10 protein-coding genes are annotated in these 16060 nt (G+C 73.3%); 5 read left to right on the top strand and 5 right to left on the bottom strand.

The window, feature by feature from the left end:
- Both MNY60_RS17220 and MNY60_RS17215 read right to left on the bottom strand, forming a co-directional pair.
- On the bottom strand, positions 1–511 hold a 511-nt coding region (locus MNY60_RS17220), incomplete at its 3' end, for a zf-HC2 domain-containing protein (protein ID WP_242361231.1).
- Positions 508–1119, bottom strand: a complete 612-nt coding sequence (locus MNY60_RS17215; protein WP_308197065.1) for an RNA polymerase sigma factor — start codon at positions 1117–1119, stop codon at positions 508–510. The genes MNY60_RS17215 and MNY60_RS17220, both read right to left, overlap by 4 nt.
- Before the next feature lie 167 nt (positions 1120–1286).
- Here MNY60_RS17215 and MNY60_RS17210 point away from each other — a divergent pair, with 167 nt between their 5' ends.
- Positions 1287–2711, top strand: a complete 1425-nt coding sequence (locus MNY60_RS17210; RefSeq protein ID WP_242361229.1) for an NAD(P)/FAD-dependent oxidoreductase — start codon at positions 1287–1289, stop codon at positions 2709–2711.
- Between the two features lie 6 nt (positions 2712–2717).
- Here MNY60_RS17210 and MNY60_RS17205 read toward each other — a convergent pair whose 3' ends face one another.
- Complete coding sequence (locus MNY60_RS17205; protein ID WP_242339648.1) at positions 2718–5918, bottom strand: efflux RND transporter permease subunit; 3201 nt, start codon at positions 5916–5918, stop codon at positions 2718–2720.
- Entirely contained in the window at positions 5919–7130 is a 1212-nt protein-coding gene (locus MNY60_RS17200; protein ID WP_242339650.1) for an efflux RND transporter periplasmic adaptor subunit, read from the bottom strand.
- Positions 7131–7386: 256 nt separating this feature from the next.
- Here MNY60_RS17200 and MNY60_RS17195 point away from each other — a divergent pair, with 256 nt between their 5' ends.
- Entirely contained in the window at positions 7387–8574 is a 1188-nt protein-coding gene (locus MNY60_RS17195; protein ID WP_242339652.1) for an endonuclease/exonuclease/phosphatase family protein, read from the top strand.
- Between the two features lie 79 nt (positions 8575–8653).
- Here MNY60_RS17195 and nifJ read toward each other — a convergent pair whose 3' ends face one another.
- Entirely contained in the window at positions 8654–12286 is a 3633-nt protein-coding gene (gene nifJ / locus MNY60_RS17190) for a pyruvate:ferredoxin (flavodoxin) oxidoreductase (protein WP_242339654.1), read from the bottom strand.
- A gap of 260 nt (positions 12287–12546) precedes the next feature.
- Between nifJ and MNY60_RS17185 the strand changes: the two genes are divergently transcribed.
- The 3 genes from MNY60_RS17185 (at position 12547) to MNY60_RS17175 (ending at position 15981) form a co-directional block, all read left to right on the top strand.
- The gene (locus MNY60_RS17185; RefSeq protein WP_242339656.1) at positions 12547–13605 is read left to right on the top strand and encodes a serine/threonine-protein kinase; all 1059 of its coding nucleotides are present in this window, start codon (positions 12547–12549) and stop codon (positions 13603–13605) included.
- 82 nt (positions 13606–13687) lie between these two features.
- The gene (locus tag MNY60_RS17180; RefSeq protein WP_242339658.1) at positions 13688–14581 is read left to right on the top strand and encodes a DMT family transporter; all 894 of its coding nucleotides are present in this window, start codon (positions 13688–13690) and stop codon (positions 14579–14581) included.
- Positions 14582–14649: 68 nt separating this feature from the next.
- Entirely contained in the window at positions 14650–15981 is a 1332-nt protein-coding gene (locus tag MNY60_RS17175; RefSeq protein ID WP_242361227.1) for a CxxxxCH/CxxCH domain-containing protein, read from the top strand.
- Positions 15982–16060 lie beyond the last annotated feature (79 nt).

The raw sequence follows: 16060 nt of genomic DNA, 5'->3' as shown, positions 1-16060 counted from the left end.
AGGACGGCGCGGGCGCCTCCCCGTCCGCGCCGGCCGCCCGCGAGGCGGACGGGGTCGCGCCCGGACCGTCCGGGACGGGCGCCGCCGCGTCGCTCGCCGCGCCCGAACCTGCCGCCGGCGGCGCCTCCGCGTACTGCGTGTGCCCGAGGAGCTCCTCGCCCGGCCGCTCCGCCGCGGGGCGCAGCGCGAGGAGCCGGTACGAGACCGCCCCCACGGTGAGGAGGACGGCGGCGACGGCGGCGGCGGACCAGCTCCAGCGGGGCAGGATCCGCGCCGGGCCGCGCTCGCGCGCCGCCTCGCGGGCCGCCGCGAGCAGGATCCGCTCGCCGGCCTCGGGCGCGCGCTCCTGGGGGAGCGCTGCCATCGTCTGCCGCGTCGCGCGGATGCGCGCGAGCTCCGCGGCGCACTCCGCGCAGGCGGCCGCGTGCGCCTCCACCTCCCGCGCCTCGCGTGGCGACAGCTCGCCGTAGGCGTGCTCGAGGAGGAGCTCGGCGAAGCGCTCGTGGCTCATCGGGACGCCCCTCCCGCCGCGGACGGCGCGCCGTCGTCGGGGCCCACGCCCGCGGCGGCGAGCTCCACGCGCAGCGCCTCGAGCGCATAGCGCATCCGGCTCTTCACAGTGTTCTCGGGCGTGCCGGTCACCTCCGCGATCTCCGCGAAGCGCAGCCCGGCGTACTCGCGGAGCAGGAACACCTCGCGCTGCTCGGCCGGCAGCGCCGCGAGCGCCGCCTCGAGCCGGGGCCGGAGGAGCGCCGCGTCGGCGGCCGCGTCCGGCGACGGACCGTCCGCAGCGTGCGCCGCCGCGCCCGTCGGGCCAGGCGCGTCGAGCGGCTCTGCGCGCCGGAACGCCGCCCGGCGCGCCTCGTCGATCGCGAGGTTCCGGGCGATCGCGTACACCCAGGTCCTGAACCGCGCGCGCTCCTCCCATGTGCGGGACGCCTTCACCACCTTGAGGAACACCTCCTGACAGAGATCCTCGGCCCGTGCCCGGTCGGCGGTGAGCCGCACGAGGAACGAGAAGACGGGCGCGCGGTGGCGGCGCATGAGGGCCTCGAAGGCCCGCGCGTCGCCCCCCCGGAACCGCAGCATGAGTCGTTCGTCGCTCTCGTCCGGCGGCACCGTCGCTCCGGGCCTTCAGGCTCTCGAACGCACGAGCCACGAAAAGGATCTGACGACAAATTGTACGCCGTCGAGCGGGCGCCCGTCGCGCCGCCTTGACGCACTCGACCGGAGAGCCCCCCGGCGCGGCGCTCGCGCGACCCGGCCGCGCGCGCTACCACCGGCCGGTGATCTCCCCGGACGCAGTGGTCGTCGGCTCCGGCCCGAACGGCCTCGCGGCCGCCGTGGCCCTCGGCGCCGCCGGGGTGCGTGTGCGCGTGCTGGAGCGGAACGCCGAGGTGGGCGGCGGGGCGCGCACGCTGCCGCTCACCCTCCCCGGCTTTCGCCACGACCACTGCTCCGCGGTCCACCCGCTCGCCGCGGGGTCGCCCTTCCTGCGCCGGCTGCCGCTCGCGGCCTACGGCCTCTCCTGGATCGAGCCCCCCGCCGCGGCCGCGCACCCGTTCGACGACGGCACGGCCGCGCTCCTCTCGCGCTCCTTCGCGGCGACGGGGGACTCGCTCGACGGCCCCGACGCCCGGGCGTGGCGGGCGCTCCTCGAGCCCATCACGGACGGGTTCGAGGCGCTCGTCGAGGAGCTCTTCGGCGGCCTGCTGCGCGTCCCGCGGCGACCGCTCCTCCTCGCGCGGTTCGGGCTGCCCGCGCTCGTGCCGGCCGCCTCGCTCGCCCGCGCGCGCTTCCGTGGCCCGCGGGCGCGCGCGCTCCTCGCAGGCCTCGCCGCGCACGCGCAGCTCCCGCTCGAGCGCACGCCCAGCGCGGCCTTCGCGCTCGTGCTCGGCGGGGCGGGCCACGCGCTCGGCTGGCCGTTCCCGGCCGGCGGGGCGCAGGCGATCGCCGACGCGCTCGCGGGCCTCGTCCGGGCGCGGGGGGGCACGATCGTGACGGGCGAGGAGGTGACCTCGCTCGACGCGCTCCCGACCGCGCGCGCGACCCTCCTCGACCTCACGCCGCGCCAGGTGCTGCGCGTCGCGGGCGGTCGCCTGCCGCGGCGCTACGCCGCGGCGCTCGCGCGCTTCCGGTACGGTCCCGGCGCGTTCAAGGTGGACTACGCCCTCGACGGCCCGATCCCCTGGCGCGCCGCGGAGTGCGAGCGGGCGGGGACCGTGCACCTCGGGGGCTCGCTCGAGGAGATCGCCGCCGCCGAGGCGGCCGTGTGGCGAGGCGAATCCCCGGCGCGACCGTTCGTGCTCGTCGCGCAGCCCACGCTGTTCGATCCTTCGCGCGCGCCGCCGGGCCGGCACACGGCCTGGGCCTACTGCCACGTCCCGAACGGCTTCGCCGGCGACGCGCTCGCGGGGATCGAGGCGCAGCTCGAGCGGTTCGCGCCGGGCTTCCGCGAGCGCGTCCTCGCGCGTGCGGTCCGAGGCCCCGCCGCGCTCGAGTCAGACGACCCGAACCTCGTCGGCGGCGACGTGGGCGGCGGGGCGAACACGCTCGCGCAGACGCTCTTCCGCCCGGCCGCGCGGCTCGTCCCCTGGTCCACGCCCGTGCGCGGCCTCTACCTGTGCTCGGCTTCCACGCCGCCGGGCGGCGGGGTCCACGGGATGTGCGGGTACCACGCCGCGCAGGCGGCGCTGAGGGGGATGGGCTAGGCCCGCTCAGTCCAGCTCGCGCCGCACCCCGCCCGCGCGCGCGTGCGGCGCCGGCGCGGGCTCGTGCCCGCCCTCGCCGGCGTGGCCCGGGCGCAGGACGCGGCGGAACATGCGGCGCACCCGCTCCCGGAGGCCGTCCATGATCTCGTAGACGGTGGGGATGACGAGGAGGGTGAGGAGCGTCGAGGTGATGACGCCGCCGATCACCGCCCGCCCGAGCGGCGCACGGAAGTCGCCGCCCTCGCCCAGGCCGAGCGCGACCGGGATCATGCCCGCGATGATCGCCACGCTCGTCATCATGATGGGCCGCAGGCGGATCCGCCCCGCCTCGACGAGCGCGTCGCGGATCGAGATGCCTCGCTCCTCGCGCGCCCACTTCGCGAAGTCGATGAGGAGGATGGCGTTCTTCGCGACGATGCCGAAGAGGAGGATGACGCCGATGAGGCTCATGATGTTGAGCGTGTCCCCCGTCACGAGGAGCGCGCCGACGACGCCGATGAGCGACAGCGGGAGCGACATGAGGATGGCGAGCGGGTCGAGGAACGAGCCGAACTGAAGGACCAGGATGAGGTACATGAGCAGCACGGCGAGGAGCAGCGCGAGGCCCACGCGCGTGAACACCTCGGCCTGGTCCGCGCTCTCGCCGCCCTGGCGGAGCGTGTAGCCCGGCGGGAGCTTCACCTCCGCGCCGAGCCGCTTCTCGATGTCCTGCACCACCTCGGAGAGCGAGCGGCCCGCGACGTTGCCCTGGATGTTGATGACGCGCTCGCGGTCGAGGTGGGAGATCTGCGCGGGCCCGAGCCCCTCCCGCACCGCGGCGACCTGCCCGAGCGGCACCACCTGCGGGTTCCCGCCGTTCTGCGCGTGGAGCACGAGCGGGAGCTGGCGCAGGTCGGCGGCGCGCTCGCGCGCCTCGGGGGCGAGCCGGACCATCACGTCGCGGGTCTCGCCGGTCGGATCCACCCAGTCGCCCGAGTCGAGCCCGGCGAAGGCGATGCGGAGCGACTGCGCGATCTGCCCGACGGTGACGCCGAGGTTGCCGGAGAGGCCGCGGTTCACCGCCACCTCGAGCTCCGGCTTCTGGCCGCGCGTGGAGAGCCCGACGTCCACCGCGCCCGGCACCGACTGCGCGACCGCCTTCACCCGCTCCGCGTACTGGGCGAGCACGCGCGACTCCGGCCCACGCAGCTCGAGCTGGATCGACTTGAACGCCCCGCCGAAGCCGCTCGTGAACACCGAGATGTCCGCGCCCGCGACGCGCGAGAGCTCGCGGCGGAGGACGGCCCCGAGCGCGTCCTGCGAGACGCCCCGGTCCTTCTTCGGCACGAGCCGCACGTAGACGAGCGCCTGATCCACGCCGGGAGCCTGCAGCGGGATGGGCGTGCCGATGGAGGAGTAGACGTACTTCACCTCCGGGTGGCGGTGGACGATCGCGTTCGCCTCCTCGACCTTGGCGCGGGTGTACTCGAGCGACGACCCCGGCGGCGTCTGGACGATGAGGCTCACCTCGCTGCGGTCCGAGATGGGCACGAACCCCGCGCCGCCGAACGCCCCCTGCAGGAAGATGGCGCCGAAGAACGACAGGGACGCGACCGCGAGCATGATCCAGCGGTGGTCGAGCGCCCAGGAGACGACGCCCTTGTAGCGGTCCGCCTGCCGGTCGAACCAGGCGTTGAACGCGCCGAGCGCCCGGCCGACCGGGCCGCGCGCCTGGCCCTTCTCGATCTGGGGGTCCGGCCAGTAGGCCGACATCATGGGGTCGAGCGAGAAGGAGACGAAGAGCGAGACGAGCACCGCCGCGGCGATGGTGAGGGCGAACGGCTTGAACCACTGGCCGGCCACCCCGTACATGAACGCGACCGGCACGAACACCGAGACGATCGAGAAGGTCGTGGCCGCGACCGCGAGGCCGATCTCGTCGGTGCCCTTGAACGAGGCGGTGGTGTGGTCCTCGCCGAGCTCGATGTGCCGGACGATGTTCTCGCGCACCACGATGGCGTCGTCGATGAGGATGCCGATGGCGAGCGAGAGCCCGAGGAGCGACATGGTGTTGAGCGTGAAGCCGAACGCCCAGACGCTGATGAAGGCGGCGAGCACCGAGACCGGCAGCGCGAGGCCGGTGATGACGGTCGAGCGCCAGGAGTTGAGGAAGAAGAACACGACGAGCACGGTGAGGAGCGCGCCCTCGACGAGCGTCGTCTGCACCTCGTTCACCGAGCGGCGCACCCGCTGGCCCGCGTCCTGGACCACCTGGAGCTTGGCGGCCTTGGGCAGCCGCGCCTCGAGCGCCTTCGCGCGCGCCTTGATCTGGTCGGCGACCGCCGTCGTCGAGTAGCCCTTCGTCTTCAGCACCTCGAGGCCGACCGCCTCCGAGGAGTCGTAGAGGGCGAGCGTGCGCGGCTCCTCCGCGCCGTCCTTCACGGACGCGACCTGCCCGAGCCGGACCACCTGTCCGCTCCGCGTCGCCACCGCGAGCGCGGCGAACTCCTCCGGCGTCTGAAGCCGCCCGGTGAGCCGGATCGACTGCTCGCCGAGCTTCGTGTTCACCCGCCCGACCGGCGCGGCGAGGTTCTGCGCCTGGAGCGCCCCGACCACGTCGTTCGCCGCGACGCCGGCGGCGGCCATCGCCTGCGGGTTCAGCTCCACGGTGAGCTCGCGCTTCTGCCCGCCGACGAGCCGGACGTCGGCGACCCCCTGCGCGGCGCGCAGCTCGCGCGAGACGACCTCGTCTGCGAGGCGCGTGAGCGCCGGGACGTCGATGGAGTCCGAGGTGAGCGTGAGGGAGACGATCGGCTCGTCGGACGGATCGAACCGCGTGATGATCGGCTCCTCCATCTCGAGCGGCAGGTCGGCGCGCTTCTCGCTGATGGCGTCGCGGATGTCCTGCGTCGCCTCCTGCAGGTTCTTCTCGAAGTCGAAGAAGACGATGAACTGGGCGAGGCCGTCGGTGGCGGAGGCGGTGGTCTGCTTCCCGTCGATCCCGCTGATCGAGAAGATCGCGTCCTCGATGGGATCGATGAGCTCGCGCTCCACCGTCTCCGGCGACGCGCCCGGGTAGACGATCGTGACGGCGACCACGGGCGGCTGCACGTCCGGGAACTCGTCGGTCTTCAGGGCGAACAGCGCCACGAGCCCGAAGATGACGAGCGCGAGCATCACCGTGACGGTGACGATCGGCTTCTTGATGGCGAAGTCGGAGACGAACATCTACCGCCCCCCGCCGTCCGACGCCTGCGCGCCGTCCTCCGGCCTCGCGCTCCTCCGCTCCTCCTGCTTCGGCGGCGCCCCGGCGCCTGCCCCCGGCGCCTCCGGCTGCGCGACGCGCACGGGGGCCCCCTCCGGGAGCGTCGCCCGCGCCGAGCCGAGCACGAGCACGTCGCCCGCGGTCACGCCCGAGCGGAAGGCCACCGCGCCGGTCACGTCGTCGCGCAGCGCGACCTCCACCGAGACCCGCTCGACCTTCCCGCCCGCGACGCGCATCACGGTGGGCGGCTTGCTCGAGTCGTCCACGGCGCTGGCCGGCGCCGCAGGTCCGGTGGCGCTCTCCGCGGCGACGCGGCCGTGCGCGTAGAGCCCCGAGATGAGCCGGCCGTCGTCGTTCTTCACGTCGACGTAGACGCGGACCTGCCCGGTGGCGGGGTCCACGGCGGGGTTCACGCGCTCGATCTCGCCCTGGAACACCTGCTCGAAGCCGGTGACCGTGAAGTCCACGCGCGCGCCCGGCCGCACGAGGCCGACCTGCGCGGCGGGCACCGATCCCTCGAACTGCAGCCGGGCCGGATCGATGACCGTGAAGAGCGGCGCCCCCGGCGCCACGATGTCCCCCACCGACACCTGCCGCTCGGACAGGACCCCCGCGAACGGCGCCTTGACTTGCGACTTCGCCACCTGCTGCTGGGCGGAGACGAACCGCGACTGCGCGTCGGCGAGCTGCGCCCGCGCGCCCTCGAGCGCCGCCTCGGCCTGCTCCGCCTGCTGGACGGCGAAGGCGCCCGCCTCGGCGAGGGTCCGCGCCCGCTTCGCGTTCGCCTCCGCCACGTGCAGCGAGTTTCGTGCGGCGGAGACGCCGGACTGGGCCGCGACGAGCGCGTCTCGGAGCGCCGTCACGTCGACGCGTGCCAGGACCTTTCCCTGCGGGACGCGCTCGCCCGCCTCGGCGAGCACCTCGAGCACGGTCCCGCCGACCTCCGCCCGCAGGGCGGCGGCGCGCTTGGCGCGCAGCGTCCCGGAGATGTCCGGCCCGGCCTGGAGCGTCCGCTCGGTCACCGTGGCGACGTTCTCGGGCGCGAGGGTGATCGGCTCCGGCGCGGCCGCCTTTCCGCCCGCTCCGTCACCGCCGCGCTTGCAGGCGCCGAGCGCCAGGAATGTGAGCGCGATCGCCGCGACGCGCGTCGCCATCCGGTGGGGTCGCCTCGCCATGCGTGCCTTCCTCTTGATCGGAAACAAGGACCGCCCCTGCTGGCGGACCCCTCCTTATGACCGAAATGGGGGCCGAAGCGCGAGCCTGATTGGGGTCAACGACCTTTCGCTCGCGATCTGCGCTCGCGCCACGGGGCTCGCGAAGGGCCGACACGAATGGTGCGCGCGATGGGGCGTCCCTCCAGGCCCGGCGTCCGGGCGAGCAGGCCACGCTAGGCTCCCCGCACTCTCCGCCAACCCTGGCCCGAGGTGCGCCATGGCCCTCTCGAAGGTCGCGCCGTCCTCCCTCTTCGCGCTCGTCGCCGCGGCGGCGCTCGCCGCCTGCGGCCCGGCCGCCGCGCCCACCCTCTCCTCCTCCTCGGATGCGACAAGCGCGTCCGCCGTCGATCCCGGCAACGCCGGCGGGAACAAGCAGCTCACGGTCATGACGCGGAACCTCTACCTCGGCGCCGAGCTCGGGCCCGCCCTCGCCGCGCGGTCCGTTTCGGAGCTGGTCACCGCCGCGACCACGATCTGGACGACGGTCGAGGCGAACGACCGCGGCTACGGGTCCGACGACGTCCTCGCCCGGTTCGACGGGATCGCCGACGAGATCGCCGCCACCTCGCCGGATCTGGTCGCGCTGCAGGAGGTCACCCTCTGGCAGAAGGCGCCGGCCGGCTCCGCGGACTTCGCGGTACGCTTCGACTACCTCGAGGTGCTCCTCGACAAGCTCGCGGAGCGCGGCCTCTCGTACGCGCCCGCCGTCGTCCTCCCCCTCACCAGCCTCGCGGTGCCCATCGCGACCGGCGAGACGGTCGCCATCACCGATCGCGACGTGATCCTCACCCGCGCCGACGAGCCCGGGCTGCACGTGTCGGACCCGCGCTCGGACGTCTACGGTCCGGACTCCTGCGCCGCCGATCCGGCCTGCCCGGAGCTCGTCCACTTCGACGTGCTGGGGCAGCCCCTCGCGATCCTCCGCGGCTGGACGAGCGTGGAGGTGGAGTACCGCGGGGAGCGGCTGCGGTTCGTGAACACGCACCTCGAGGCCTACGACCCGACCGTTCGCGTCGCGCAGGCGACGAAGCTCGCCGAGGCGTCGTCCGCGGGGACCTCGCGGGTCATCCTCGCCGGCGATCTGAACTCGCTGCCCGGGACGGAAGGCGCCGCGGCGCTCGCGGACGCAGGCTTCACGGACGTGTGGCCCGTCGTGAACCCCGACGACGCGGGCTTCACGAGCCCCTACCCCGAGGTGCTCTCCATACCGGCGATCGACCTCGACGAGCGCATCGACTACGTGCTCTTCCGCGGTCCGATGGTGCCGCGCTCCGCGGAGGTGGTAGGCGAGGCTTCGGAGGATCGCGTCGCGGTGTCGGAGGACGTCGCGCTGTGGCCGAGCGATCACGCGGGGGTGGTCGCGGAGGTCGAGCTCCTGGACGCGCGCTTCGCGACGCTGAAGTAGCGCGCGCCCCCGGAGAGAAGACGGGCCCGACCCGCCGGAGCGGATCGGGCCCGTCGTGTCTTCGCGCGGCTCCTCGAGGCTACGCGCGCGCCTTGGGCGGCGGCGGCTTCCCCGGGGCAGCGGCCGGGGTCGCGGCGGCGGCGCCGGGAACGAGGTTCGCCGGGTTCATCGCGCGGGCGAGCTGCTCGTAGAGCGCGTAGCGCTCGCGGACGTCCTTCTGCGCCTGCGCGAGCATCTTCGCGAAGCCCTCGGGGTTCGCCGCCTCGACCTGCCGGAAGCGGGTCTCGTTCTCGACGAACCGGGCGAGGTCGATCTTCGGCGCGGGGCTGTCGAGCTTGAGCGGGCTCTCCCCCTGGGCCACGCGCCGCGGATCGTAGCGGAAGAGCGGCCAGTAGCCGGACTCGACCGCCTTCTCCTGCTGCCCGAGCGCCTCGGACATCTCGTACCCGTGCGCGATGCAGTGCGAGTAGGCGACGATGACGGAGGTGCCGGTGTAGCTGTCCGCCTCCTTGAACGCGTTCACCGTCTGCGCGTCCTTGGCGCCGAGCGCGACCCGCGCGACGTAGGGGTGGCCGTAGCTCATGGCGAGCATGGCGAGGTCCTTCTTCGGCAAGGTCTTTCCGGCCACCGCGAACTTCGCCGCGGCGCCCATGGGCGTCGCCTTCGACGCCTGGCCGCCGGTGTTCGAGTACACCTCCGTGTCGAGCACGAGGATGTTCACGTCGCGGCCCTGCGCGATGACGTGGTCGAGGCCGCCGTACCCGATGTCGTACGCCCAGCCGTCGCCGCCGACGATCCAGACCGACTTGCGGACGAGGTAGTCGGCGATCTTCGAGAGCCAGCGCGCCTCGAAGGTGTCGAGCTTCGCGAGCTTCTGCTTGAGGAGCTTCACGCGCTCGCGCTGCTTCCCGATCGCGGCCTCGTCGCCCTGCTCGGCCTTCAGGATCTCCTCGACGAGCCCGTCGCCCACGGCGGTGCCCATCTTCCCGAGGAGCTCCTTCGCGTGCTCGGCCTGCTTGTCGATGGCGAGCCGCATGCCGAAGCCGAACTCGGCGTTGTCCTCGAAGAGCGAGTTCGCCCAGGCCGGACCGCGGCCCGCCTCGTCCTGCGTGTACGGCGTCGTCGGCAGGTTCGCGCCGAAGATGGAGGAGCAGCCCGTGGCGTTCGCGATGATGGCGCGGTCACCGTAGAGCTGCGTGAGGAGCTTCAGGTACGGGGTCTCGCCGCAGCCGGTGCAGGCGCCGGAGAACTCGAAGAGCGGCTGGAGGAACTGCGTCCCCTTCACGTCGAGCTTCACGCGGGTGCGGTCCGCCTCGGGGATGGACAGGAAGAACGCCCAGTTCGTCCGCTCCTTCTCCTTGAGCGGATTGGCGTCCGTCATGTTGATCGCCTTCTTGCCCTTCTCGGTCTTCGACTCGGCCGGGCAGATCTCCACGCACAGCGAGCAGCCGGTGCAGTCGTCCGGGGCGACCTGGAGCGCGTACTTGTTCCCCTTCACCTCCGGCGACTTGAAGTCCATCGTCACGAAGGTCTTCGGCGCGGAGGCGAGCACCTCGGGCGCGAAGAACTTCGGGCGGATCGCCGCGTGCGGGCAGATGAGCGCGCACTTGTTGCACTGGATGCAGAGGCTCGGCTCCCACACCGGCAGCTCGAGCGCGATCGAGCGCTTCTCCCACTTGGACGTCCCGGTCGGCCAGGTGCCGTCCACCGGGAAGGCCGACACCGGGAGCTGGTCCCCCTTGCCGGCGAGCATGAGCGCCGTGACGCGCTTCACGAAGTCCGGCGCCACCTCGGCGACCGCAGGCGGGCGCGGCGTCCCGCTCACCTTGCGGTTCGCGGTGCTCACCTCGAAGAGGTGGGCGAGGGTGTGGTCCACCGCGGCGAAGTTCTTCTGGACGACCTCCGGCCCCTTGCGCGCGTAGGTCTTCTCGATCGTCTTCTTGATGTGCCCGATCGCCTCGTCGCGCGGGAGCACGCCCGAGATCGCGAAGAAGCAGGTCTGCATGATGGTGTTGATGCGCACCCCCATGCCCGTCTCGCGCGCGACCTTGTACGCGTCGATGACGAAGACCTTGAGCTTCTTCCGCAGGATCTCGTCCTGCACCTCGGCCGGCAGGTGGTCCCAGACCTCGTCGGGCCCGTAGTGCGAGTTGAGGAGGAAGGTCGCGCCGGGCGCCGCCGCCTCGACCATGTCGTACTTCTCGAGGAAGCCGAACTGGTGGCAGGCGACGAAGTTCGCCTTCGAGATGAGGTACGCGGAGCGGATCGGCTTCGGCCCGAAGCGCAGGTGCGAGATCGTCACCGAGCCGGACTTCTTCGAGTCGTAGACGAAGTAGCCCTGCGCGAAGTTGGGCGTGTCCTCGCCGATGATCTTGATGGAGTTCTTGTTCGCGCCGACCGTGCCGTCCGCGCCGAGGCCGTAGAAGAGCGCGCGCACGACGCCGGCGGGCTCGGTGTCGAAGGCGGAGTCGTACTTGAGCGACGTGTTGCTGATGTCGTCGTTGATGCCGATGGTGAAGTGGCGCTTCGGCCGCGGCTTCCCGAGCTCGTCGTAGACCGCCTTCACCATCCCGGGCGTGAACTCCTTGGAGGAGAGGCCGTAGCGGCCGCCGATGACGGTGAGCTGGTGGTGGAAGCGGTCGATGTGCGCCTGCTCCGCCTCGCGCAGCGCGGTGACGACGTCCTGGTAGAGCGGCTCGCCGAGCGCGCCCGGCTCCTTCGTGCGATCGAGCACCGCGATGTGGTGCACGGTCCGCGGGAAGGCCGTCATGAACGCCCCGAGATCGAAGGGCCGGTAGAGCCGGACCTTCACGAGGCCGACCTTCTCGCCCTTCGCGACGAGGTGCTCGACGGTCTCCTCGATCGTCTCGCACGCGGAGCCCATCGCGACGACCACGCGCTCCGCCTCAGGGTGGCCGACGTACTCGAAGAGCTTGTAGTTGCGGCCGGTGAGCTTGCCGAACGCGTTCATCGCCTCCTGCACGTGCTCGGCGGCCTCGGCGTAGAACGGGTTGCACGCCTCGCGCGCCTGGAAGAACGCGTCGGGGTTCTGGGCCGTGCCGCGCACGCTCGGCTTGTCGGGCGTGAGCGCCCGGGACCGGTGGGCGGCGACGAGCTCCTCCGGGATCATCTGGCGGAGGTCGTCGTCGGTGAGCTCCTCCATCTTCGCGACCTCGTGCGAGGTGCGGAAGCCGTCGAAGAAGTGGAGGAACGGGATGCGCGAGAAGAGCGAGGCGCGCTGCGCGATGGCCGCGAAGTCGTGCGCCTCCTGCACCGACGCCGAGGAGAGCAGCCCGAAGCCCGTCTGGCGGACCGCCATCACGTCGGAGTGGTCGCCGAAGATCGAGAGCGCGTGCGTCGCGAGCGTGCGCGCGCTGACGTGCATGCAGAACGCGGTGAGCTCGCCCGCGATCTTGTACATGTTCGGGATCATGAGGAGCAGGCCCTGCGACGCCGTGAAGGTCGTCGTGAGCGCTCCCGCCTGCAGCGCGCCGTGCACCGCACCGGCCGCGCCGCCCTCCGACTGCATCTCGGAGACGGAGGGGATGGTGCCCCAGATGTTCTTCCGTCCCTTGGCCGACCACTCGTCCGCCCACTCGCCCATGTTGGAGGAGGGGGTGATCGGGTAGATCGCGATCACCTCGTTGATCCGGTGGGCGACCGAGGCGACGGCCTCGTTGCCGTCCATGGTCACCATGCGCCTGTTCGCCATCGGTAATGCCTCCTCGGGACGTGCGCGCCGCCGCGCGCGCGTTTACGCCGCGGAACAGCCGAGCGGGATTGACTACTGGTCGAGTGGGGCCGCTGGAGCCCGAGAACTGTAGCAGATCGACCGACCCCTCCGACAACCCCGGGGGCCCTCGGCGTTCTTCCAGGACCGGATCGCTCCGCATTCGGATCATGCGGACTCCCACATCCACGCGCAGCCGCCCGCTTGCACGCCGGGTTGCCGCCGTCGCAAGCTGCCCGGCCATGGTGCGCAAGGTCGGTACGAGCCGGATCGTCCGAGAAATCGGGCGTGGCGGCATGGGCGTCGTCTACGAGGCCCACCAGGACGGCCTCGAGCGCCCCGTGGCCGTGAAGGCGCTCGACACCAAGCTCGCGCGCTCCAAGGAGATAGTGGAGCGGTTCCGTCGAGAAGGGCGGGCCTACGCCCGCCTCCGGCACGAGGCCATCGTCGGCGTCCACGACCTCGTGGAGAAGGACGAGGGCCTCTACCTCGTGACCGATCTCGTCGACGGGGCCGACCTCGCCCGCGTCCTCGCGACGGGCGGCGCGCTCCCCGCCGACTGCGTGGCCGTGGTCGGGGCGCGGATCGCCGACGCGCTCGACTACGTCCACTTCAACGGGCTCCTCCACCGCGACGTGAAGCCCGCGAACGTGATGGTCTCTCGCGACGGCGAGGTGAAGCTCATGGACTTCGGCATCGCGAAGGGCGCCGACGATCTGTCGCTCACCAAGGCCGGCATGCTGGTGGGCAGCCCTTCGTACATGGCGCCGGAGGTGCTCGCAGGGGAGGAGGAGGGGCCGGGCGCCGACGTGTGGGCGCTCGGGGTGACGCTCTACGAGCTCGTCACCGGCGAGAAGCCGTTCCGCGGCAAGAACGCCGAGGAGCTGTTCGCCGCCATCTCGCGCGGCCGCTTCAAGAAGGTCCGCGCGCTCGCGCCCGACTGCCCGCGCCGGCTCGCGCACGCCATCGAGCGCTGCCTCTCGAGGAGGCCCGCCGCGCGCATCTCCTCCGCCGCAGCCCTCGCCCGCGTGCTCGACGCGACCGCCGCGCGCCTCGTCGGCCGCAAGCTCCACCCCCGCGCGCGCCTCGTGGCGCTGCTCGCGAACCGCGGCTACGCGACCGAGGAGGTCGCGCTCTCGAAGGTCGATCTCTCCACGCTCCGCGCGACGCGCGTCGCCGACGTGCGCGGCTCCGCCACCGCGGCCGAGTTCCCCATCCGCCACCGCGCGCCGTTCCGGGTAGGGCTCGCGCTCGTGCTCGCGCTCGCCGCCGCGCTCGCGGCGTGGTTCGTGAGGATCTAGCGGCGCCGTGACGGCCCGCTCGCGCGAGCCGGGCTCCGGCGCGAGAGCACCTCGAGGCGGCGGCGCTATAGGATGCGCCCCCGTGCGCGCCCGCATCGTCCTCGTCTACGTCGCCATCGCGTTCCTGTGGGGCTCGACCTGGTCGGTCATCCGCGTCGGGCTCGAGCACCTGCCGCCGCTGCGCTTCGCGGGCGTGCGGATGGCGCTCGCGGCGGCGCTCCTCGCGCCGTTCGCGCTGCGCGGCGGGGCCTGGCGCGTGCTCGTCGGCGAGGCGGGGCCCCGCATCGCGCTCGTGGGGATCTTCCAGATCGCCCTCCCCTACGGGCTCATGTTCGTCGCGCAGCAGTGGGTCCCCTCGGGCCTCGCCGCGCTGCTCTTCGCGAGCTTCCCGGTCTGGATCGCGCTCCTCGCGCGGGTCTTCCTCCCCGGCGAGCGGCTCACGCCGACGAAGCTCGCCTCCGCCGCCCTCGGCGTCGCGGGCATCGCCGTCCTCCAGGCGCCTCACCTCGGCTCGCTCCAGAGCTCGGGCCGGCTCGCGCTCGGGGGCGCGCTCATCCTCTGCGCCTCCATCGTCGTCGCGCTCGCGAACGTCCTCGTGCGGCGCCACCTCCTCGCCGTCTCGCCGCTCGCCATGACGGCGGGCCAGACGCTCGTGGGCGCCGTCGTGCTCCTCGCCGCGGCGCTGGCGCTCGAGCACGGCCGGCCCGCGGAGTACACGCCTGCCGCGCTGGGCGCGCTCGCCTACCTCGCGGTGTTCGGGACGGCCCTCACCTACATCGGGCTCTACTGGCTCGTGCCGCGCGTGCCCATCGCCGCCATCGGCGCGCTCCCGCTCCTCGACACCACCGTGGCGGTCACCCTGGGCGCGGTCCTGCTCCGCGAGGCCGTCGGCTGGAACCTCGCGCTCGGCGGCGCCATGGTGCTCGCCGCGGCGGCGCTCGCCACGCGCGACGCGCCGGCGGCCGCGGACGCCTGACGGCGAAAACTGGCGCGAGCGGCGCGATTCCCCGAGGATCCCGGCGGGGGAAGTCTCTGGGAGGATCGATGGCGCGCATCTCGTTGAAGGACGCGCTGCGCGCGCTCGCGCTCGCGCTGCTCCTCGGGAGCGCGTGCGACTCCCGTGCGCCCATCGGGCCGACCCGGGCGCCGCCGCCCCCCGGCGAGCCGCCGCCCGTCTCGACTGGCGCCTGCGACTCCTGCCACGGCGCCCCTCCGGCGACGGGCGCCCACCTCGCGCACGCGATGATGGTCGGCGCAGACGCGCTCGTCTACGGCGACCTGCGCATCCTCGAGGACGTGGCGACGGGCGGCACGCGCTACGCCTTCGGGTGCGGCCACTGCCACCCGCTCGATCCGGCGGCGCACGAGGCCGACCTCGGGAACGACGGGCTGCCGGACGTCGTGCTCACCCCGCCGCCACAGCCGGTCGCGGGCGACGCCATCAAGCGCCGCAACGCGCCGCAGGCGGCCTGGGATCCTGCGACGGGGACGTGCAGCGGCGTCTACTGCCACTCGAGCGGCCTCGCCGCGCCCGACGCGCCGCTCGACTACCGCACGACGCCCGCCTGGACCGCGGCGCCCGGCGCGCTCGGCTGCGACGGCTGCCACGGGAACCCGCCCCGCTATCGCTCCGCCGGCTCGGCAAGCGCCGCGCCCAACTCGCACCTGCAGCTCGCCGGCGACGGCTGGGAGTGGGGCCACTACGCGGGCCTGCCCGGCGCGTGGCACCCGTCGGGCTCGAAGCACGGCGGGGGCCTCGGCTGGGCGGGCGAGAGCGCGGCCGCGCCCATCACCTGCCAGACCTGCCACTTCGACACGGTGGACCCCGCCAACGTGAAGGGGGGCGGCTTCTACTACCTCGACACCCGGGGCAGCTACGCGCTCGACGTGCCCGAGGCCGACCCGACGCGCAAGGAATCCCTGGACTGGCAGTCGTCGCAGTGCGTGACCTGCCACGACGGCGCGCGCGCGCGCATGGGCTCGGGCAAGGTGCTCCCCCTCCGCCACGTGAACGGCCGGGCCGACGTGGTGTTCGATCCCCGCCCGACGCTGCCCTCGTACTACCCCGGCACCGGGCTCCCGCTGCTCACGCCGCCGGGACCGATCGCGCCGTACTACGTGTGGCCCTTCAACGTGCGGGTCGACGCCGCGGCGCTCCCGCCGGGCACAGAGGTGCGCAAGGCGTCCGACGGGACGAGCGTGCTCGCCGTCTCGCTCGATCACGCGAGCTACGACCCGGCCACCCGCACCTGCTCCAACGTGGGCTGCCACCTCGAGCGGCAGGCGTACGCCGACGCGGGCAGCGTCAAGCCGCTGCGCTGGGGCGACGCGTACGAGTTCTACTGGGCCTGCAACTACTGCCACCCGCGCTTCTGATCCACGGCCGCCCTGCCCCGCGGGGCGGCGTCGCCCCGCCGAGCTCGCTTCGCTCGTGAGATCCGTGGAGCGGCGGAGG

It is taken from the genome of Anaeromyxobacter sp. SG17 (assembly GCF_022690695.1).
Taxonomy (GTDB): domain Bacteria; phylum Myxococcota; class Myxococcia; order Myxococcales; family Anaeromyxobacteraceae; genus Anaeromyxobacter; species Anaeromyxobacter soli.
This window is presented reverse-complemented; position numbering and strand designations above follow the sequence as displayed.